The 19,123-nt window shown below is 59.9% G+C and carries 13 protein-coding genes, 2 tRNA genes and 3 rRNA genes; 10 read left to right on the top strand and 8 right to left on the bottom strand.

Translation table 11 applies throughout. The features are described 5' to 3' along the window. Positions 1-73: 73 nt before the first annotated feature. On the top strand, positions 74-739 hold the full coding sequence (locus tag U9970_RS10270; protein ID WP_322764145.1) for a phospholipase D-like domain-containing protein: 666 nt from the start codon (positions 74-76) through the stop codon (positions 737-739). Here U9970_RS10270 and U9970_RS10265 read toward each other — a convergent pair. Genes U9970_RS10265 through ctpZ form a run of 3 tightly spaced genes read right to left on the bottom strand, consistent with a single transcriptional unit; the run spans position 736 to position 3,920 of the window. Next, on the bottom strand, positions 736-1,458 hold the full coding sequence (locus U9970_RS10265; RefSeq protein WP_322764144.1) for a septum site-determining protein MinC: 723 nt from the start codon (positions 1,456-1,458) through the stop codon (positions 736-738). The two genes, U9970_RS10270 and U9970_RS10265, sit on opposite strands and share 4 nt — an antisense overlap. A 12-nt stretch (positions 1,459-1,470) precedes the next feature. After that, positions 1,471-2,712, bottom strand: coding sequence for an HD domain-containing protein (locus U9970_RS10260; RefSeq protein WP_322764143.1), 1,242 nt, complete (start codon positions 2,710-2,712; stop codon positions 1,471-1,473). Between the two features lie 2 nt (positions 2,713-2,714). Further along, positions 2,715-3,920 carry a carboxyl-terminal processing protease CtpZ gene (gene ctpZ, locus U9970_RS10255; RefSeq protein WP_322764142.1) on the bottom strand — a complete coding sequence of 402 codons (1,206 nt, stop codon included), beginning with the start codon at positions 3,918-3,920 and terminating at the stop codon, positions 2,715-2,717. A 121-nt stretch (positions 3,921-4,041) separates the two neighbouring features. Here ctpZ and petB point away from each other — a divergent pair, with 121 nt between their 5' ends. The 7 genes from petB (at position 4,042) to rrf (ending at position 11,686) form a co-directional block, all read left to right on the top strand. Continuing rightward, positions 4,042-4,725 carry a cytochrome b6 gene (gene petB / locus U9970_RS10250; RefSeq protein WP_255024545.1) on the top strand — a complete coding sequence of 228 codons (684 nt, stop codon included), beginning with the start codon at positions 4,042-4,044 and terminating at the stop codon, positions 4,723-4,725. Between the two features lie 88 nt (positions 4,726-4,813). After that, positions 4,814-5,296, top strand: coding sequence for a cytochrome b6-f complex subunit IV (petD, locus tag U9970_RS10245; protein ID WP_106632801.1), 483 nt, complete (start codon positions 4,814-4,816; stop codon positions 5,294-5,296). Between the two features lie 883 nt (positions 5,297-6,179). Continuing rightward, positions 6,180-7,664: ribosomal RNA gene (locus U9970_RS10240) — 16S ribosomal RNA — on the top strand. A 257-nt stretch (positions 7,665-7,921) separates the two neighbouring features. Next, positions 7,922-7,995, top strand: a tRNA-Ile gene (locus U9970_RS10235). Between the two features lie 9 nt (positions 7,996-8,004). Beyond that, a tRNA-Ala gene (locus U9970_RS10230) sits at positions 8,005-8,077 on the top strand. Positions 8,078-8,573: 496 nt separating this feature from the next. After that, positions 8,574-11,457: ribosomal RNA gene (locus U9970_RS10225) — 23S ribosomal RNA — on the top strand. Between the two features lie 112 nt (positions 11,458-11,569). Next, a 5S ribosomal RNA gene (rrf, locus tag U9970_RS10220) occupies positions 11,570-11,686 on the top strand. Together the 16S, 23S and 5S rRNA genes with 2 tRNA genes alongside form the textbook arrangement of a ribosomal RNA operon. Before the next feature lie 118 nt (positions 11,687-11,804). On the opposite strand, the gene U9970_RS10215 is transcribed toward rrf, so the two are convergent. The 4 genes from U9970_RS10215 to U9970_RS10200 form a co-directional block, all read right to left on the bottom strand. Then, complete coding sequence (locus U9970_RS10215; RefSeq protein ID WP_322764141.1) at positions 11,805-12,236, bottom strand: DUF4440 domain-containing protein; 432 nt, start codon at positions 12,234-12,236, stop codon at positions 11,805-11,807. Further along, a complete protein-coding gene (mtnC, locus tag U9970_RS10210) occupies positions 12,233-13,579 on the bottom strand; it encodes an acireductone synthase (protein WP_322764140.1) in 1,347 nt (448 codons plus the stop codon). The genes U9970_RS10215 and mtnC overlap by 4 nt, the downstream gene beginning before the upstream one ends. A 71-nt stretch (positions 13,580-13,650) precedes the next feature. Beyond that, positions 13,651-14,496 (bottom strand): DNA-formamidopyrimidine glycosylase, encoded by an 846-nt coding sequence (locus tag U9970_RS10205; RefSeq protein ID WP_322764139.1) that lies wholly within the window; start codon positions 14,494-14,496, stop codon positions 13,651-13,653. A gap of 108 nt (positions 14,497-14,604) precedes the next feature. Beyond that, entirely contained in the window at positions 14,605-14,814 is a 210-nt protein-coding gene (locus U9970_RS10200) for a photosystem I reaction center subunit IV (protein WP_322766107.1), read from the bottom strand. A gap of 150 nt (positions 14,815-14,964) precedes the next feature. Between U9970_RS10200 and U9970_RS10195 the strand changes: the two genes are divergently transcribed. Together U9970_RS10195 and U9970_RS10190 are read left to right on the top strand one after the other, a co-directional pair. Further along, entirely contained in the window at positions 14,965-16,020 is a 1,056-nt protein-coding gene (locus U9970_RS10195) for a hypothetical protein (RefSeq protein ID WP_322766106.1), read from the top strand. Between the two features lie 38 nt (positions 16,021-16,058). Next, the gene (locus tag U9970_RS10190) at positions 16,059-17,588 is read left to right on the top strand and encodes a RecQ family ATP-dependent DNA helicase (protein ID WP_322764138.1); all 1,530 of its coding nucleotides are present in this window, start codon (positions 16,059-16,061) and stop codon (positions 17,586-17,588) included. A 40-nt stretch (positions 17,589-17,628) separates the two neighbouring features. Here the strand turns inward: U9970_RS10190 and U9970_RS10185 are convergent, their stop codons facing one another. Further along, the gene (locus tag U9970_RS10185) at positions 17,629-19,005 is read right to left on the bottom strand and encodes a LysM peptidoglycan-binding domain-containing protein (protein WP_322764137.1); all 1,377 of its coding nucleotides are present in this window, start codon (positions 19,003-19,005) and stop codon (positions 17,629-17,631) included. Positions 19,006-19,123 lie beyond the last annotated feature (118 nt).

Raw genomic sequence — 19,123 nt, 5'->3', positions numbered from 1 at the left:
GTTGCAGGTATCGGGGCTGGCATTGCTACAGGCGGCAGCTGCTCTAAAAAGGGGGATCAGGCTCCCAGAAGGGATGACCCAAACCCAGGGCGGGCTGAACCATCTGCACCATCAGCAGCAGCTGCTGGTGATGCCCGATGACGGCGCAGTGGCTGTGGTGGCCTTGATTGATGCTGCCCAGGAGACACTTCGGCTCAAGCAGTTCAAGTTGCAGTCGGAGACTGTCGAGCATGCCTTGATCCGGGCGCACCAGCGTGGCGTGCAGGTGCGGGTGATGCTCAATCCACACACCTCCGGCGGCGACCGTTGGAATGATGAGGCCTATGGGCGGCTCGGCGCCTGCGGCATTGAGGTGGCCTGGACCAGCGAAGCCCTTCCCTTGACCCACGAGAAGTCGCTGGTGGTGGATTCCACCTGCGTGCTGGTTGCCACCTTCAACCTCAGCGACAAATACTTCACTGAGACCCGTGACTACGGAGTCGTCAGCTACGCGGTGCCTGTTGTAGAGCAGGTGATCGCTGGCTTTGAGGCCGACTGGAACCGCAGCTTTTTCCATCCCGACCTCACTGTGGGGCTGGTGTGGAGCAGCGTTCGTAGCCGCGGCCAAATGGCCAGGATTGTTGATATGGCGCTCGAGAGTGGTGTCAGTGCTGGTTTGCGTGCTGATGTTGCGCCCCCGCATTTCGCCGCTCTGGTTTATGGCAGTGGCCGGTGTGCTGGGTGGTCTGGGTGTAATTAACCGCTAAGGGGCCAGATCGGTTGGGCCGGGTCTATTTGGATGGCGCCCGCCACTATCCGAGCTTCTTCTGCAAACCCGGCTGGGGGGGCTCCCTCGGGCCCCCGGGCCACCGCCCCGGCAATCCGCAGCTGCAGCGGTCGTAGCTGCAGGGCCACGATGCGGGCGCTGTTGTCGCCCTGGCAGCCGGCGTGGGCCATACCCCGCAATCGCCCCCACACCAGCACATGGCCTGCGGCTGAAATCCGCGCGCCTGGGTTTACGTCCCCAAGCAGCAGCACGCTGGCCGATGTTTCCAGATGGTCGCCGGAGCGCAGGGTGCCCCGATGCACTTGCAGGTCGGGATCTGGTTTGGCGGGGCTCGCTGGAGCGGCCGCATTAGGCCACTGGCTCAAGATCCCCAGCCCCGCAGCTGCTACGTGGGTGTGGGGCTGACTGCCGCAGATCATCACCAGCTCAAGCCCCCGGCCGGCCAGGGTGCGCTGCAGCTCGCCAAGCTGGCTTAGGCCGAGACGCCAGGCGCCAGCCTCGAGCAGCACCTGGCCCTCGATTGGCCCATCACCCAGCAGGGCGCCACTATCAATTGCTTGTTGCACCAGAGCGGGCAAAGGGGTTTGGCAGTAGGCGGGCAGCACTAGTCGGTGGCTGCCTCGCCCCGATTGGTCTGCAACCAGCAATGCTCCTTGCGCCGGCTCCAACTCCATTTCCGGCCCTATCCCCATCCCCATTCCCGCTCAGCGACCCAGCAATTGGCGCAACTTAGGTGCCACCTCACCGGGATGGATCAGCCAGGCCAGCTCGACCGCAACAGTGAGGCTTTGCACCAGGCTTGAGCGCTGCTCCAGGGCCTGTAGGTGCTCGCCATCCCAAAGGCGCAGGCCACCTTTATAGGGGTGATAACCGCGGCTCTGGCGCTGCTGCAGGCCGCAGCTGGTTTCGGCGCTCAGGCCCTCGGCTTCGCTTAGCTGCCGCGCTGCAGCCAGGAGCTCTAGTCGCTGGGCGGGGCTGCAGTGACTCACATCGGTGGCCTTGAGCAGCCGCCGCTCCAGCAGGCGGCGGCAGGGATCCTGCAGTTCGGCCGGGCCCTCTTCCATCCAGCGCATCAGGTGGTACCCGGTGCGGATGTCGTCGTTGGCAAGGAATGTCTCCAGATCGAGAGCGTCGCAGTTCCACAGCCAGCGGCCCATCACCTGGTCGGCCCAAACTCGCTTTGCTCCCAGGCGTCGGGCGGTTGCGATGGCCTGGTTGAGCAGCCAGTTGCACACCACGTTGAGCCGGTGGTTGTAGACGCTGCGATACATCAGGTTGCGCACCACCAGGTAGTGCTCCACGGCCATCAGCCCTTTGGGGGTGATCGCCAGCTGGCCATCGGGAGCCAAGGTGAAGGCGGCCAGGATGCGCTCGAGATCCAGCCTGCCGTAGGTAGTGCCGGTGCTGTAGCTATCGCGGACCAGGTAATCGAGCCGGTCGCAGTCCAGCTGGCTGCTCACTAGGGCCTTGATCGCCGGGCAGGGGTGGCGGCCGTGCTCCAGCAGGTCGGCCACGGCGCTGGCCGTGCCGGGGGCGTGGGCTTCGAGGCGGTCGCGCAAGGCCGGATGCTCCCGGATCAGTCGCCCCGACCACGCCTCGTGGTGTAGCCCATACATCTCCTCGCCGGAGTGGCTCAGGGGAGCGTGGCCCACATCGTGCAGGAGGGCCGCGGCGTAGAGCACGGCTCGATGTTCCGCCAGTTCAAGGTGGTGGCGCTCCAGCTGTTGCAGAGCCAGGCGGGCTAGGTGCAGCACCCCGAGGGAATGGGTGAAGCGGCTGGACTCGGCTCCATGGAAGGTCAGAAAGGCTGGCCCCAATTGACGCACTCGACGCAAGCGCTGGAAGGGGGCGGAATCGATCAGGTCGATGGCCAGGGCTTCGGCCGGATCGCTGCGATCGAGTCGAATCGCCCCGTGCAGCGGATCGTGATAAGTGCGCTCTCCCATATTCAAAGGTTCGCTTCAAGCCGGCTGGCCAGCAAGCGGCCCGCGGCATCAAGCCAGCTGTCAGCCTCACCGCCGGGGTCTAGGGGTTCGGGTTCGGGCAGCACTAGATCCGGCGCGATTCCCTGGTGCTGAATGTCCCTGCCGCTGGGGGTGAGGTAGCGGGCCACGGTTACGGCCAGTCCACTGGAGTCGCTCAGGGGGATCAGGGTCTGAATCAGCCCTTTGCCGAAGGTTTGAGCTCCCACCAGCTCACTGCGGCCATTGTCTTGAAGGGCCCCCGCCAGGATTTCGCTGGCACTAGCTGTGCCGCCGTTCACCAGGGTGAGCATCGGCCCGTCGAAGAGCATGCCGGGGTTGGCCTGTTGGGGCGAACTGAGTCCATCACGGTCCTGGGTTTCCACGATGGGCTCGCCATTGAGTAGGTCGTTGGCCACGGCTAAGCCGGCGCTCACCAGCCCGCCGGAGTTGTTGCGTAGATCAAGAATCAGCCCCTCGATCGCCTTGCTGTTGAGATCGGCGAGGGCTTCCTGCACGTCCTGGGGCACCGGTTCAGAAAATTGGGTGATACGCAGGTAGCCGAGGGTGTGCTCTCCCACCCGCAGACGCTTGCTGCGCACCGGACGCAGCTCCACCTCTCGCCGTTCGAGCTCCACTTCGCGGGACTGCCCTTGCATGTTGAGTTGCACCAGCACCCGGCTCCCGGCGGGGCCGCGCAGGGCGGCTGCGGTGCGTTCCAGCCCCAGAACCTCAGTGGCCTGGCCATCTACCCGCAGCACCTCGGCGCCACTAGGTATCAGGGCTTCAGCGGCGGGGGAGCCGTCCAGTGGGGCGATCACAACGACTGCTTGGTCGTTGCTGCGCAAGCCCAGCTGCAGTCCCACTCCGGTCACGGTGCCCTGAGTGTTGGAGCGCAGGGTGGCGTAGTCGGCAGGCCGCAAAAGGCGGGTGTAGGGATCCCCAAGGGGGGTGAGCATTGATTCGATGGCGTCGTAGGCATCGCCTGAGCTGTTGATTGGTTGCTCGAGCGCTTTTTGGCGCAGCCGCTTCCAATGCACCGTTTCAAAGCGTCCTGGATCCACGTAGCTCTGGTTCACTAGGCGCCATGCCTCAACCACCAGCTGCTGGGTATCGCTGAGGGCCAAGGCCGAGGCGCCGGAGGCTGCCAGCAGGGCTAGGGCCAGCACGGGGCCAAGCAAACGCTGCAGCATGGTTGCCAAAAGGTTTTTCACGGCTGTTGCAAACGGTTGAGAAGGCGCTGGCCTAGAGGGCTGGACACTCACAAGCGGCTCGAGGTCATCGGTAGGATCTCGCAACCAATACCCCAGCTGCATGGCGAACACTCCTGCTGGAAACTCCGGACAGGCTTCGAACCCTGTTTACAACTGGTTCGACGAGCGCCTTGAGATCCAGTCGATTGCCGACGACATCTCGTCCAAATACGTGCCCCCTCACGTCAACATTTTTTATTGCCTGGGCGGCATCACCCTGGTTTGCTTCCTGATCCAGTTCGCCACTGGGTTTGCGATGACCTTCTATTACAAGCCAACGGTGGCTGAGGCCTATGCCTCTGTCCAGTACCTCATGACCGACGTCAGCTTTGGCTGGTTGATCAGGTCTGTGCACCGCTGGAGCGCCTCGATGATGGTGCTGATGCTGATCCTGCACGTTTTCCGGGTTTATCTCACCGGTGGTTTCAAGCGCCCAAGGGAGCTCACCTGGGTTACTGGCGTCACCATGGCAGTGATCACTGTCTCCTTCGGCGTTACTGGCTACTCCTTGCCTTGGGATCAACTCGGTTACTGGGCCGTCAAAATTGTTTCTGGAGTCCCCGCGGCTGTTCCGGTCATCGGTGATTTCATGGTCGAGCTCCTCCGTGGTGGAGAGAGCGTTGGCCAGTCCACCCTTACCCGCTTTTACAGCCTCCACACCTTCGTGATGCCTTGGCTGCTTGCGGTTTTCATGCTCATGCACTTCCTGATGATCCGGAAGCAGGGCATCTCTGGCCCCTTGTGACCTATTGATTCGAGGCCTCTCGCCTCCCGAATCTCCCCCCTTAAGCTTCACACCAACACCTCAAAGATCCCTGCTGCCGGCAGCTGCCATGCACATCCTTAAGAAGCCCGATCTCACCGATCCCAAGCTCCGCGCCAAGTTGGCGAAGGGTATGGGTCACAACTACTACGGTGAGCCAGCCTGGCCCAACGACCTCCTTTACATGTTCCCCGTGGTGATCCTGGGGACTATTGGCTGCATGGTTGGCCTGGCAGTCATGGATCCGGCCATGCTGGGCGACAAGGCTGATCCCTTTGCAACACCGCTTGAGATCCTGCCTGAGTGGTACCTGTATCCGGTCTTCCAGATTCTCAGGGTTGTTCCAAACAAGCTTTTGGGCATTGCCCTGCAGACGATGATCCCCCTGGGTCTGATGCTTGTGCCCTTCATCGAGAGTTTCAATAAGTTTCAGAATCCCTTCCGCAGGCCCGTGGCCATGGCCACCTTCTTGTTCGGCACGGTGTTTGCGATTTATCTCGGCATTGGCGCCGCCATGCCGATCGACAAGTCACTCACCCTTGGTCTGTTCTGATATTTAGGAGCAAATCGTCTTGGGCACCCTGCCTGGCCCCCCTTATCAAGCCGCGACTTCGGTCGCGGCTTTTTTTATGGCATGTAAGAGAGTCTCTTTCAGCTGCTTTGGCCCTTCCTCAGCTGAGCTCTGTGAGCCTCCCTGCCCCAGAAGCGCTCCCGATAGCCACCCTTGTGGCCCATATGGCGCTGAAGGGCCTGCAGCGGCCCTAGGGGGAAAGGCGGCAAATGGAGTGCACCTAAGCGCCTGGCCGCAATGGTTTTGGCTTGGGGCGCTGTCGCGCTCGATACGGGTTCTTGCCATAAGGGCAAGCGTGGTGATATGTTTTTGGACTGCGCGCAAGGGGGGAAGCCCCGGAAGCGAGCAGGCTTACGACGGAGGAGGCGAGAGCCGACGGTGTTGTAAGTTTTCTGAGTCGCTGAGAAGCGGCGTTCCGCCGAGAACTCCCGAGAGGGGGAGGAAGCGGAAGCACCTGGACAACTAAAAAGTTTAGGAACTGACGCTTTCACTGCGTCACGGATCAAGGGAGCCTGCACCGCCCGAGAGGGAGGGTGTTGGAGCTTTGATTTTTTAGCTGAGAGATTAGCTAGTGACGGAAATAGCAGTGAAGGTGTGAGGTCCCGTCAAAAAAAAACATAGCGTGACGCGCCTGTTGGTTGGTTTTTGTTGCCTTCTCACGAGGGAACAGGAGCTGGTGTGCCGATAGGAGAGGCGAGCGCGACCGGATCTGGGATTCGGGAAAGTCAAGAGGAAAGAAATTTCTGAATGCACTCTTTGAAACCTTCTGTCAGAGGAAGGGGCTCCAACTGTGAGACCTGCGCCAGTGGGTCAAAGCGGGTGAGAAGCAATTCAGGTTGAGGCGAAAGCCGATAGGACGTGAACTACAACGGAGAGTTTGATCCTGGCTCAGGATGAACGCTGGCGGCGTGCTTAACACATGCAAGTCGAACGAACCTTCGGGTTAGTGGCGGACGGGTGAGTAACGCGTGAGAATCTGCCCTCAGGAGGGGGATAACGGCTGGAAACGGCCGCTAATACCCCATATGCCGAGAGGTGAAATGAATTTCGCCTGAGGATGAGCTCGCGTCTGATTAGCTAGTTGGTGTGGTAAAGGCTCACCAAGGCATCGATCAGTAGCTGGTCTGAGAGGATGATCAGCCACACTGGGACTGAGACACGGCCCAGACTCCTACGGGAGGCAGCAGTGGGGAATTTTCCGCAATGGGCGCAAGCCTGACGGAGCAACGCCGCGTGAGGGATGAAGGCCTCTGGGCTGTAAACCTCTTTTATCAAGGAAGAAGATCTGACGGTACTTGATGAATAAGCCACGGCTAATTCCGTGCCAGCAGCCGCGGTAATACGGGAGTGGCAAGCGTTATCCGGAATTATTGGGCGTAAAGCGTCCGCAGGCGGTTTTACAAGTCTGTCGTTAAAACGTGGAGCTCAACTCCATTTCGGCGATGGAAACTGTAAGACTAGAGTGTGGTAGGGGCAGAGGGAATTCCCGGTGTAGCGGTGAAATGCGTAGATATCGGGAAGAACACCAGTGGCGAAGGCGCTCTGCTGGGCCATAACTGACGCTCATGGACGAAAGCTAGGGGAGCGAAAGGGATTAGATACCCCTGTAGTCCTAGCCGTAAACGATGAACACTAGGTGTCGGGGGAATCGACCCCCTCGGTGTCGTAGCCAACGCGTTAAGTGTTCCGCCTGGGGAGTACGCACGCAAGTGTGAAACTCAAAGGAATTGACGGGGGCCCGCACAAGCGGTGGAGTATGTGGTTTAATTCGATGCAACGCGAAGAACCTTACCAGGGTTTGACATCCTGCGAATCCCTTGGAAACTTGGGAGTGCCTTCGGGAGCGCAGTGACAGGTGGTGCATGGCTGTCGTCAGCTCGTGTCGTGAGATGTTGGGTTAAGTCCCGCAACGAGCGCAACCCACGTCTTTAGTTGCCAGCATTTAGTTGGGCACTCTAGAGAGACCGCCGGTGATAAACCGGAGGAAGGTGTGGATGACGTCAAGTCATCATGCCCCTTACATCCTGGGCTACACACGTACTACAATGCTACGGACAAAGGGCAGCAAACTCGCGAGAGCTAGCAAATCCCATAAACCGTGGCTCAGTTCAGATCGTAGGCTGCAACTCGCCTACGTGAAGGAGGAATCGCTAGTAATCGCAGGTCAGCATACTGCGGTGAATACGTTCCCGGGCCTTGTACACACCGCCCGTCACACCATGGAAGTTGGCCACGCCCGAAGTCGTTACTCCAACCCTTGTGGAGGAGGATGCCGAAGGTGGGGCTGATGACTGGGGTGAAGTCGTAACAAGGTAGCCGTACCGGAAGGTGCGGCTGGATCACCTCCTAACAGGGATACAATAACTAATTGTGATGTCTGAGTATTTTATTCTCAGGCCATGATTCTGTCATCTCTAAGGTCGATCGGTACCTCAATTTGAGCGTTCAAGAAGAGCTGAGTAATCAGTTTAGAGATGAACATCTTAATTTCAGTTCCTAAACTTTGTCTAGGTCACCCCACAGCGGGTAAAGCCGAGAACACTAATTTTTTTATTTGTGTTTGATCTGGCAAGCCGAAAGGCGAGCTAGGTTGCGGCGAGAGCTCCTGGGCCATTAGCTCAGGTGGTTAGAGCGCACCCCTGATAAGGGTGAGGTCCCTGGTTCAAGTCCAGGATGGCCCATTCGTGTTTGGGGGTTTAGCTCAGTTGGTAGAGCGCCTGCTTTGCAAGCAGGATGTCAGCGGTTCGAGTCCGCTAACCTCCATCCAATGATGATGCTCATCCCTCAATCTGTAACTGCAAGTATTGCAGTAAGGAGTTTAGCTGTGATTGTGATCTTGACTGTTGTTCGCTGAAGATTTCAGCTTCTTTTCATTCTTTCCGAGTTAATCAGATGTCTGGTTGATTAGTTTGGTTGAAAAGACGCTGGATTCAACCTTGCCCTGGAGACAGGGCTGTTTGAATGTCAGCAGAACCTTGACAACTGCATAGGTAAAGTCTGGAAATAAAGCATCTCATGGATGCTTGATTCTAGCTTGAGTTTTATCCAGCAATGGATAAGGCTTAAAGTTGGTATCAAGAAAATTCTATTGAGTTTTTAGAGCCGAGAGCTTCCAGTTTTCTTCTGAGCCCGCCGAGGGTTTGGGAGTTTGATCCTGGCATTCAAACCGCAGGAGATACTCAAAGAGATTTGAGTGTTGATTGTAGGTGAATCTAGAGAGAATAGGCCTCAACAGCCTGAAGGACTGGGAGTTGAAATTGGTCAAGCTACAAAGGGCTCACGGTGGATACCTTGGCACACAGAGGCGATGAAGGACGTGGTTACCTGCGATAAGTCTCGGGGAGCTGGAAACACGCTTTGATCCGGGAATTTCCGAATGGGGCAACCCTTAGAACGGCCGCCTGAATCCATAGGGCGGCACGAGCCAACCCAGCGAACTGAAACATCTTAGTAGCTGGAGGAAAGGAAAGTAAAAACGACTCCCTGAGTAGCGGCGAGCGAACGGGGAAGAGCCTAAACCGATGCTTCCGAGCATCGGGGTTGTGGGACAGCAACGTGGACCAACGGAGTTAGAAGAAGCGTTTGAATGGCGCGCCACAGAGGGTGAAAGCCCCGTATTCGAAAACAAAGTTGGCCTAGCTGTATCCCGAGTAGCACGGAGCACGTGAAATTCCGTGTGAATCTGCGAGGACCACCTCGTAAGGCTAAGTACTCCTGTGTGACCGATAGCGAAACAGTACCGCGAGGGAAAGGTGAAAAGAACCCCGGGAGGGGAGTGAAATAGAACATGAAACCGTGAGCTTACAAGCAATGGGAGCCCGACTAATCGGGTGACCGTGTGCCTGTTGAAGAATGAGCCGGCGACTTATAGGCACTGGCAGGTTAAACCGGGAATGGTGGAGCCATAGCGAAAGCGAGTCTGAATAGGGCGATCGTCAGTGTTTATAGACCCGAACCCGGGTGATCTAACCATGGCCAGGATGAAGCTTGGGTGATACCAAGTGGAGGTCCGAACCGACTGATGTTGAAAAATCAGCGGATGAGCTGTGGTTAGGGGTGAAATGCCAATCGAACCCGGAGCTAGCTGGTTCTCCCCGAAATACGTTGAGGCGTAGCGTCTAGTGCTCCAGCAGGGGGGTAAAGCCACCGTTTCGGTGCGGGCTGCGAGAGCGGTACCAAATCGATACGAACTCTGAATACCCTGTGTGTAACTAGGCAGTCAGACTGTGGGGGATAAGCTCCATGGTCGAAAGGGAAACAGCCCAGACCGCCAGCTAAGGTCCCCAAATCAATGCTGAGTGATAAAGGAGGTGGGATTGCCCAGACAACCAGGAGGTTTGCCTAGAAGCAGCCATCCTCAAAGGAGTGCGTAATAGCTCACTGGTCGAGCGATCCTGCGCCGAAAATGAACGGGGCTAAGCATTGTACCGAAGCTGCGGATTTGAGTCTTAATTGATTCCGATGGTAGGGGAGCGTTCCATGCGGGGTGAAGCGTTAGCGTAAGCGGGCGTGGACTACATGGAAGTGAGAATGTCGGCTTGAGTAGCGAAAACATGGGTGAGAATCCCATGCCCCGAAACCCTAAGGGTTCCTCCGGCAGGCTCGTCCGCGGAGGGTTAGTCAGGACCTAAGGCGAGGCCGAAAGGCGTAGTCGATGGACAACAGGTCAACATTCCTGTACCTGTGATGTTTTGGGAAGGGGGACGGAGAAGGCTAGCCAAGCCAGATGTTGGTTACTGGTCCAAGCGTTCGAGGCGTTGAGAACCGGCGAAAACGGTTTGAGCTGAGGCGTGAGTGCGAGCTGCTACGGCAGCGAAGTTGGTGACGTCATGCTTCCAAGAAAAGCCCTATACCCGTTAAGGCATCATGGCCTGTACCCGAAACCGACACAGGTGGGGTGGTAGAGAATACCGAGGGGCGCGAGGTAACTCTCTCTAAGGAACTCGGCAAAATGACCCCGTAACTTCGGGAGAAGGGGTGCCACCGCAAGGTGGTCGCAGTGAAGAGGCCCAGGCGACTGTTTACCAAAAACACAGGTCTCCGCTAAGTCGCAAGACGATGTATGGGGGCTGACGCCTGCCCAGTGCCGGAAGGTTAAGGAAGCTGGTCAGCGTAAGCGAAGCTAGCGACTGAAGCCCCGGTGAACGGCGGCCGTAACTATAACGGTCCTAAGGTAGCGAAATTCCTTGTCGGGTAAGTTCCGACCCGCACGAAAGGCGTAACGATCTGGGCGCTGTCTCGGAGAGAGGCTCGGCGAAATAGAATTGTCTGTGAAGATGCGGACTACGTGCACCCGGACAGAAAGACCCTATGAAGCTTTACTGTAGCTTGGTATTGTGCCCGGGCTCTGAATGCGCAGGATAGGTGGGAGGCTTTGATCAACAGCTTGTGGGTTGTTGTGAGCCAACGGTGAGATACCACTCTTTCAGAGCTAGGGTTCTAACAGTCACCCGTTATCCGGGGACTGGACAGTATCTGGTGGGCAGTTTGACTGGGGCGGTCGCCTCCTAAAAGGTAACGGAGGCGCGCAAAGGTTTGCTCAGGCTGGTTGGAAATCAGCCGACGAGTGTAAAAGCAGAAGCAAGCTTGACTGTGAGACCTACAAGTCGAACAGGGAGGAAACTCGGCTTTAGTGATCCGACGGTTCTGCGTGGAAGGGCCGTCGCTCAACGGATAAAAGTTACTCTAGGGATAACAGGCTGATCTCCCCCAAGAGTTCACATCGACGGGGAGGTTTGGCACCTCGATGTCGGCTCATCGCAACCTGGGGCTGAAGTCGGTCCCAAGGGTTGGGCTGTTCGCCCATTAAAGCGGTACGCGAGCTGGGTTCAGAACGTCGTGAGACAGTTCGGTCCATATCCGGTGCATGCGCAGGAATATTGAGAGGATTTCTCCCTAGTACGAGAGGACCGGGAGGAACGCACCTCTGGTGTACCAGTTATCGTGCCAACGGTAAACGCTGGGTAGCCATGTGCGGAGTGGATAACCGCTGAAAGCATCTAAGTGGGAAGCCCACCTCAAGATGAGTATTCCCATGGCGTTAGCCAGTAAGGTCACGGGAAGAACACCCGTTGATAGGCTCTATGTGGAAGCGCAGTAATGCGTGAAGCAGAGGAGTACTAATAGACCGAGGGCTTGACCAAAACTCAGGCTCTAAACAAAAGCTTGTTTCCAGTTCACAATCATCTGACCGTAAGGTTGAGTGTTTGTCTTACCTATGTAGTTCTCAGGGTTCAACCTGAGGATGAACACTATCCTGGTGTCCATGGCGCAGTGGACCCACTCCGATCCATCTCGAACTCGGCTGTGAAACGCTGCAGCGGCAACGATATTTGGGGGGCAGCCCCCTGAGAAAATAGCTCGATGCCAGGTAAAACATTCATCCCAATCAACTGCTGCATTCTCTTGAAAGAGGATGTGTCAGTTGACTCAAAAGCCACCCTTAGGGGTGGCTTTTTTGTTGGTTAAGCTTTTGCTTGGGTAATGACTTTCAGGAACGATGCGCATGGACGTGTTTCCAGCTGCCATCGATTCTCTGCCAAACACGGGTCTCGCAGCAGCTAGCGGTTACCGCTGCTCCGTCGACCATTTTCTGGGTGAGACGGGTGTAGCTCAATACGGCCGCGTCGGCACTGATCCAGCGGATATGGGGTCTGGCCATGCTCACCTGTATGGGGGCTGGAGGGCCGCTTGGCGCTGCTGCTGGTAGGTCGAAATAGAACTGGTGGAAGGCAAGACCTTCTGCAAGCACTCCGTTGGTCTCTGCTTCGAAGCAGGTGAGGTCCACGCTGCAATGGCTGGCATAGGTGAGCCAATCACCGCTGACTACGCTTTCAAGCAGGGTTTGGTTGAGGCTAATCAACTGCTGCTCGTTTGTCTCCGCCTCAGCTTTGGCATCAATATCCTGAATGCCTTGGTTCATGGATTTAGCTCCAGTTCTTGGAATGAGCTGATCCTCTCAAATCGACTCACCTCTTGCTCCGAATTGCCTGGCCGGATGCTGAGCAGCACCTGCATGCCGCTGGCCGCTGCCGCTTCGCATTCGGCCAGGGTGTCACTTATAAACAAAATTTGGTGGCTTGGAACATCAAGCGCCCCCGCAATCTTTGTGTAGCTGCTCTGGTCACGCTTGCCGCCAATGCGGGTGTCAAACCAGTGGCCAAACATCCCTCTTAAATCCCCACCACTGCTGTATCCGTAGATCAGCTGTTGGGCTCCAACTGATCCAGACGAATAGACCGCCAATTGCAGTCCGGCTGCATGCCACTGCCGTAGAGCGCCTGGTACATCTTCAAATAGGGGACCCTGAAGCTTGCCGGCTTGATAGCCAATATCCCAGATCATCCCCTGCAGCTCTTTGAGTGGCGCGAGCTTGCGGTCTTTGCCGATTAGCCAAAGCAAGTAGCTCACTACATCATCGCTACCTGTTGATCCCCTCTTCTGCCTAATTGACTGAGCTTCGGGGTCTGGATCTTCGGCCCAGGCTTTTGCTACTTCGGCAAGCAATTCCTGAACCTGCGGGTCCTTGTGGTGCTCGTTCAAAAAGCTGCCGAGATGTTCGGCTGCATAGGGGAAAAGGGTGTCTGAGACAAAACTCACCGGGCAGGTGGTGCCCTCAATGTCAAGCAGCACATGGCTCACGCCATGCCGTTGCACAACTGCCCTGCCGTGCTGCCTAGCGCTTAGCCCCTGAAGCAATAGTTGGCGCCAGTGCTGCTCCAGCAGAAACTCCAGAATCTCGAGATGTCTTCGAGCTGTCGTTAGATCCTTGCCCCAGGCATAGAGGCCATGGCCCGCAATCAGTAGGCCATAGGGCGCTGCCGCGAGGTGGGGTTCTGCCTTGCCGCGCAGTCGTACCAGATCCTGATCGTTACCCAGTACTGGAATTGAGACGCTGGTGGCGTGAGTGGCTACACCTTCAAGTCCTTTAAGCATCTCCAGGTCTTGGAGCACAAGGAAGGCAACCCCTGCTTTGGTGGCGTAGTGCTGGGACAGCAGGGTGCCCGCTTGGGAATGGGTGTGCAGCACCGCACCGGCTCCACAGGTCTCCACCAGGGCCAGGTGTACGGCCGTTTCGGCGCTGGCCCGCCCGGCGCCTTTTAGCACTGCCCCAGCAGCATCAACCACGATCAGTTGCTCGGGAGCGACGCTGCCCTTATCCACCCCACTAGGGGCCATCAGCAACTCCAGGGGCTGCCACCGCAGAACGCAGCTGAAATTGCCTCCTGTGCCATCGCACCAACCGCGGCGATGAATAGCGGCCATCGTCGCGCTGAGCTGTTGGGCTAATTCGGCTGTTTGTGATGCGGTGGTATTCACGCAAGCTTGCGGTTGGTTCAATGCTGGCAGCTCGGGCACCAGTGGCTGCTGCGCCCGCCGAGTTTCTCCCGTTGGATGGGGGTGTGGCAGCGGCGGCAGGGTTCACCACCGCGCCTGTAGACCCAGGCCACGCCGCCGTAATTGCCGTTGTTGCCCTTGAGGTCGCGGAAGTCGCTGAAGGTTGTGCCGCCGGCGCCGATGCTGGTTTCCAGCACCTCCACCAGGGCTTGGCGTAGGCGCTCCAGCTGGGACACGCCAAGGCTGCCGCTGGCGGTGGCGGGCCGAATTCCTGCAGCAAACAGGGACTCATCGGCGTAGATGTTGCCCACCCCTGCCACCAGCGCTTGATCTAGCAAGGCATTTTTGATTGGACGCCTCGAACCCCGCAGCCGCTCGGCCAGGTAGGCCGAGTTGAAGGCTGGACTGAAGGGCTCGGGGCCCAGCCGCCCCAGGCCCGTGATTACCGAGTCCAGCGGTTGGCCGGGGGGTACCCACCACATCTGGCCGAAGCTGCGGGTGTCTACGAAGCGCAGCTCCTGGTTGCTGGCAGCAAACAGTTGCACGCGGGTGTGGGAGCAGGCCGGTTTCGGGGTTTCCAGCCAAAGGAATTGGCCGGTCATGCGCAAATGCACGCCCCAGCTGCCAGCCTCCTTACCCCCTCGACTGAGCTCGCCCATCAGATACTTGCCGCGTCGCGACCAGGCGCCAACTCGGCAACCGCACAAGGCCGCAGCGAATGCGGCGGGGGTGGCCGGGCTGGCTATGGCTCTAGCCCGGTGCACCTCAACCCTGCTGATCTCAAAGCCCTGGGTCTGCTGCTCGAGACCCCGCCGCACGGTTTCAACTTCGGGTAATTCCGGCATTGGCTTAGGCGCTTGCCCAGCAAAATGCCCGCGCAACCAAAAGTCGCACGGGCTTTAGAGAGGCCTGGAAAGCTTCCCGGAACTTGGATTCCAAGAGGCTGAAGAGCTTCAGGCCTTGTGGAGTTCGCTTTCGGCGAAGTTGTTGGTGTTGATGCCGCCTTCAGAGCCGCTGTAGCCGTTGTAATTCACCTTTTCAAAGCGAACTACCACGGGGTAGCGGATGCCGGAAGTGTCGATCGAAGCGACGGTGCCGACTTCGTTGAACCAGTAAGACTCGGGGCGCTTGATGCGTACCTTGTCGCCGCGGGAGATTGCCATCGCTGCGCTGTAGATCGGGTGGCTGCCAGAGCGAAGATACCCGCGCAGGCGGTGGGCTTCACCAAGGGCGTCACGATTCGTCGCCCTTGGTGAGAGGTTGGCTGCCCATGGCACCATCGACAGCACAGCAGAGCGTCCCTTCCCATGGCCATGGACCCGATGGAGGTCCCGGCGCCGCCGGTGCTCAACCTCGAGCTGCCCGACCCCGAAAGCGACACCATCAGCACGATGGAATTTCTGGCCAGGCTTGAAGAAGCCTGGGCCGTGTGCGATCGCTTCGACCTGCAGACCGAAATCTGGCGAGGGCGGATTTTGGCGGCGGTGCGGGACCGGGAAAAGCGTGGCGGCGAGGGACGAGGCACGGGTTTCCTGCAATGGCTGCGGGAGCGGGAGATCAGCAAGACCCGGGCCTACACCTTGATCCAGCTGGCTGAGTCGGCTGAGAGCTTGGTGGGTGGCGGCCTGCTTGAGGAAACCAGCGTCAACAATTTTTCGAAGCGGGCCTTTCTGGAGACGGCCCAGGCCGATCCAGAGGTGCAGCAGATGATCAGCGAGGCGGCTAATGAGGGTCAGCAGATCACCCGCAAGCAGGTGCGTCGCCTCAGTGATGAGTTCACAGCTGCCACCAGCCCCCTTTTGCCCGAGGAGATCCGCCAGCGCACAGCTGACAATCTCCTGCCACCGCGGGCTGTGGCTCCCCTGGTCAAGGAGCTGGCCAAGCTGCCTGAAGATCAGCAGGAGGACCTGCGCAGGGTGTTGCGCGAGGAGCCGGAGCTGGAGCGAGTCAAGGAGGTGACCTGCACGGCCCGCTGGTTGAGCAAGGCGGCGGAGGCAGCTCTGGCGGTGCGGGCTTTTCAGCAGGGGGACCTGGATTTCGATAAGGCGCTGCAGGAGGCTCAACGACTCGATGCCCTGGGCTTGCTGGCCGATGCGGTGGGCCAGGCCCAGGCGCTGGAGAGTGCCGTGCTGAAGCTGCACACCAGCTGGCGGCGGCTCGGGGGCCTGCAGGAGCGCCTCTGGGTGGAGAGCGGCAGCAGCACGCCCCACCTGCGCGAACTGCTCACTGCCTTGCAGTCGCTCAGCGGCAGCACCCTGCGGGTGTCCCTGGGGGAGCTGGCGGGGGGTAAGCGGGTGCGCTTGCAACTAGTGGAGGAGTCGCCGGAGCAGCTGCCGCCACCACCCCTACCAACACCACCCCTGCCATGACCGGCCCCTAACACCGCATCTGGTGGTCGCTATGGTCGGTGAGCACTACTGCTAGGGCCCAATTGCCTTCTGGCCCCGCTGATCCCCTGGCGCTGGCCCTGGAGCGCCATTTTGGCTGGTCCGAGTTCCGTCCCGGTCAGCGGCCGGTGGTGGAGGCCCTGCTGGCCGGCCAGGACTGCCTGGCGGTGCTGCCCACCGGCGGGGGCAAGTCGCTTTGCTATCAGCTGCCCGCCTTGGTGCGTGGTGGGCTGGTGCTGGTGATTTCACCGCTGGTTGCCCTGATGCAGGACCAGGTGAGCCAGCTGCAACGCCGAGGCATCCCTGCCGCCTGCCTGCATGGCGGCCTGGCCTTGCCGGAGCGGCGCCAGCTGCTGCAGCGGCTGCGCGATCACAGGCTGCGGCTGCTTTATCTGGCCCCGGAGCGGCTGCAGGGGGAAGCCACCCGCCAGCTGCTCGATGACGTGCTCGAGAGCGGCCAGCTGGTGGCCTTGGCGGTGGACGAGGCCCACTGCATCAGCGCTTGGGGCCATGATTTCCGCCCCGACTACCGCCGCCTAGGCCAATTGCGGGCTCAGTGCCCCGGGGTGCCCCTAGTGGCGCTCAGCGCCACCGCAGCCCCCCAGGTGCGGGCCGACATCATTCGTCTGCTGCAGCTGCGGCGACCGCTGATCCAGGTGCGTTCTGCCCGCCGCACCAACCTGGTGTACGGCATGCAGGTGCGCCCGCCCGATCCCCTGCCCCTGGTGCTGGCGGAGCTGGGGGCATCCCGGGGCGCCGTGCTGATCTATGCGCGCACTCGCCGCTCGGTGGAGCAATGGGCAGCTCGCTTGACCGGGGTCGGGGTGGAGGCGATCGCCTATCACGCCGGCATGGACCCCGAAAGCCGCCAGCTGGCCTTGGAGCATTTCCAGCTGCAGCCGCGGCCGGTGCTGGTGGCCACCGTGGCCTTCGGCATGGGAGTGGATCGATCGGATGTGGGACTAGTGCTGCACCTGGACCTGCCGGCCAGTCCGGAGGGCTACCTGCAGGAATCGGGCCGGGCCGGTCGGGATGGGGAACTGGCGCGCTGCCTGGTGCTCTACGACCCGGCTGATCGCACCAGCTTGGGCTGGGCAATTCGGGGCGTGGGGGCCCAGCGCCAGCAGGACCAGCAACGGCTGGAGCTGGCCCAGCAGCAATTGCGGCGCATGGAAGCGGTGGCGGAGGGCGAGGGCTGCCGGGAGCAGGCGCTGCTGCTGGCCGTAGGGGAACTGGCGGCTGCCTGCGGCCGCTGCGACAACTGCCGCAACCCCCGTGAAAGTCGGGATTGGTCTGTTGAGGCGCACCAGGCGCTGGAGGTGCTGGAGCTTCGTCCTGGCCGCGATCTACGCAACCTGGCTGAGGAGCTGGCATCGGCCGTGTCGGCTGAGCAGCGACAGCAGCAACAAGCGAGCTGGGGGTGGCTGCTGCGGCGGCTGGCCCAGGAGGAATTGCTCAGCGAAAGTGATGACGGTGCCCAGCGGCTCTATCTGCGCGCCTCGGGCCGGCGCTACGTGCGCCAGCCCTGGCCACTCCACTGGGCTGCCTGATTGGGCTGCCTGATGGGTGGCCGTTGGCTAGCCGGTTGGATTAGCTGGCCCGGGCCTTACAGATATCGCTGATTAGCTGCTCCTCAAAGTCGCTCTGGGGTGCATCCCAGCTCTTCCATTGGCCTGATTGGCTGGTGGCATTGAGCTTGCGGGCTCCGCAGTTGACCGCCAGATAAACGGGCTTGCCATCGCCATTGAGGGTTGGGGCGACAAAACTGCCCCCCATAGGTTGCCAGTTGGCCCAGTCCACCTGCAGCGGGCCGTAGCTGCGCCAGTCGGGCCCCTGAGGCTTGCTGCTGCTGGGCTTGCTGCCAGTGCTCGGCCGGCTGGCGGGAGAGGTGGTTGCTGTAGTCGGAGTGGTTGAGGCTTTGGCGATCGGCGTGGCAACGACAGCTGAGGGCTTGGGAGTGGGTTGGATTTTGGGCTGGGCCGCCGCCAGAACCACTGGTTTTGCGGCGGGTTGCACGCTTTGTTGAACGGGCTGTTGAACGGGCTGTTGCACGGGCTGTTGTGTGGCCTGTTGAACGCTGGGTGTGGGCTGGGGAGTGGGTTTAGGGGCTGGCGTTGCAACTGGCGTTGTCTTTGCCACTGGCGTTGCCGCAGGCTTGGGTTTGGGCTTGGGCTTTGCTTGGGCTGCTGGCTTTGGAGTGGCCTTCACGGGAGGCGGGGCCTGCAGTTTCAGGCGGGTGCCGGACACCACCAGATCGGGGTCGTCGATTTTGTTGATGGCAACCAGCCGCTCAACCGGCAGCCCGTAGCGGCCGGCGATGCTGGAGAGGCTTTCGCCGCTGCGCACCACGTGTTCCTTGGCGTTGCGGGGGGCGGCCGATGAGGAGGGACGCCCAGGGATGGCCAGGCGTGTTCCCGCCACCACCAGATTTGGATTGCTGATCCCGTTGATCTTGATCAGTCGCTCGGTGCTGGTGCCGAAGCGATCGGCGATTTCTGAAAGGGTTTCACCGCTTTTAACCGTGTAAGGAGCGGTGGGCAGGGCTCGCGGAGCGGCGGCGGCCGTTGCCCGGCGAGATCCAGGCAGCACAAGCTTCTGGCCTGCCACCACCATGTTGGGGTTGGTGATGCCGTTGGCCTGCATCAACTGGTTGAGGCTGACCCCCTGGCGATCGGCGATGTCGGAGAGGGTGTCTCCGGGCTGGACGGTGATACTGCCGCCCCGGGCACTCCCAGCGGCAGCTGTGCTACTACCTGGCAGCCGCAGGCTCTGGCCCGCAGTTATCACGTTTGGGTTGCTGATGCCATTGGCCTGCATCAGTCGCGTGAGGCTGACGCCGTGGCGGTCGGCAATTTCCGAGAGGGTTTCGCCTGGCTTCACCACCACGTTTGCCAGGGCTGCGGCAGGGGCAAGACCCGGGAAGGGCAACACCACCGCTAGGGCCAGGGCGGCAAGGGAGCGACGCATCGGCACCACGTATAGGTACGGGAACGTTAAGGGCGTTGTCTCGTCCCATCCAGTCCCCGGATTGCTTTCGGCGCATCAAAGCTGCTGATCGCCCTGCCTTCGCCCCCCAATCGCCGTG

Origin of the sequence: Cyanobium usitatum str. Tous (assembly GCF_963920485.1) — a bacterium.
In the GTDB taxonomy this organism is placed as follows: domain Bacteria; phylum Cyanobacteriota; class Cyanobacteriia; order PCC-6307; family Cyanobiaceae; genus Cyanobium_A; species Cyanobium_A usitatum_A.
Note: the sequence above shows the minus strand (reverse complement) of the source record. Positions and strands in the feature narration are given on the sequence as shown.

What these genes read in the sequence shown, in the direction of transcription:
- petD (WP_106632801.1), top strand. Translation starts at nt 4,814, where the DNA reads ATGCACATCCTTAAGAAGCCCGATCTCACCGATCCCAAGCTCCGCGCC.
- U9970_RS10270 (WP_322764145.1), top strand. Translation starts at nt 74, where the DNA reads ATGACCCAAACCCAGGGCGGGCTGAACCATCTGCACCATCAGCAGCAG.
- U9970_RS10215 (WP_322764141.1), bottom strand. Translation starts at nt 12,236, where the DNA reads ATGAACCAAGGCATTCAGGATATTGATGCCAAAGCTGAGGCGGAGACA.
- U9970_RS10260 (WP_322764143.1), bottom strand. Translation starts at nt 2,712, where the DNA reads ATGGGAGAGCGCACTTATCACGATCCGCTGCACGGGGCGATTCGACTC.
- petB (WP_255024545.1), top strand. Translation starts at nt 4,042, where the DNA reads ATGGCGAACACTCCTGCTGGAAACTCCGGACAGGCTTCGAACCCTGTT.
- U9970_RS10265 (WP_322764144.1), bottom strand. Translation starts at nt 1,458, where the DNA reads ATGGGGATAGGGCCGGAAATGGAGTTGGAGCCGGCGCAAGGAGCATTG.
- U9970_RS10200 (WP_322766107.1), bottom strand. Translation starts at nt 14,814, where the DNA reads ATGGCAATCTCCCGCGGCGACAAGGTACGCATCAAGCGCCCCGAGTCT.
- mtnC (WP_322764140.1), bottom strand. Translation starts at nt 13,579, where the DNA reads ATGGCCGCTATTCATCGCCGCGGTTGGTGCGATGGCACAGGAGGCAAT.
- U9970_RS10195 (WP_322766106.1), top strand. Translation starts at nt 14,965, where the DNA reads ATGGACCCGATGGAGGTCCCGGCGCCGCCGGTGCTCAACCTCGAGCTG.
- U9970_RS10205 (WP_322764139.1), bottom strand. Translation starts at nt 14,496, where the DNA reads ATGCCGGAATTACCCGAAGTTGAAACCGTGCGGCGGGGTCTCGAGCAG.
- U9970_RS10185 (WP_322764137.1), bottom strand. Translation starts at nt 19,005, where the DNA reads ATGCGTCGCTCCCTTGCCGCCCTGGCCCTAGCGGTGGTGTTGCCCTTC.
- ctpZ (WP_322764142.1), bottom strand. Translation starts at nt 3,920, where the DNA reads ATGCTGCAGCGTTTGCTTGGCCCCGTGCTGGCCCTAGCCCTGCTGGCA.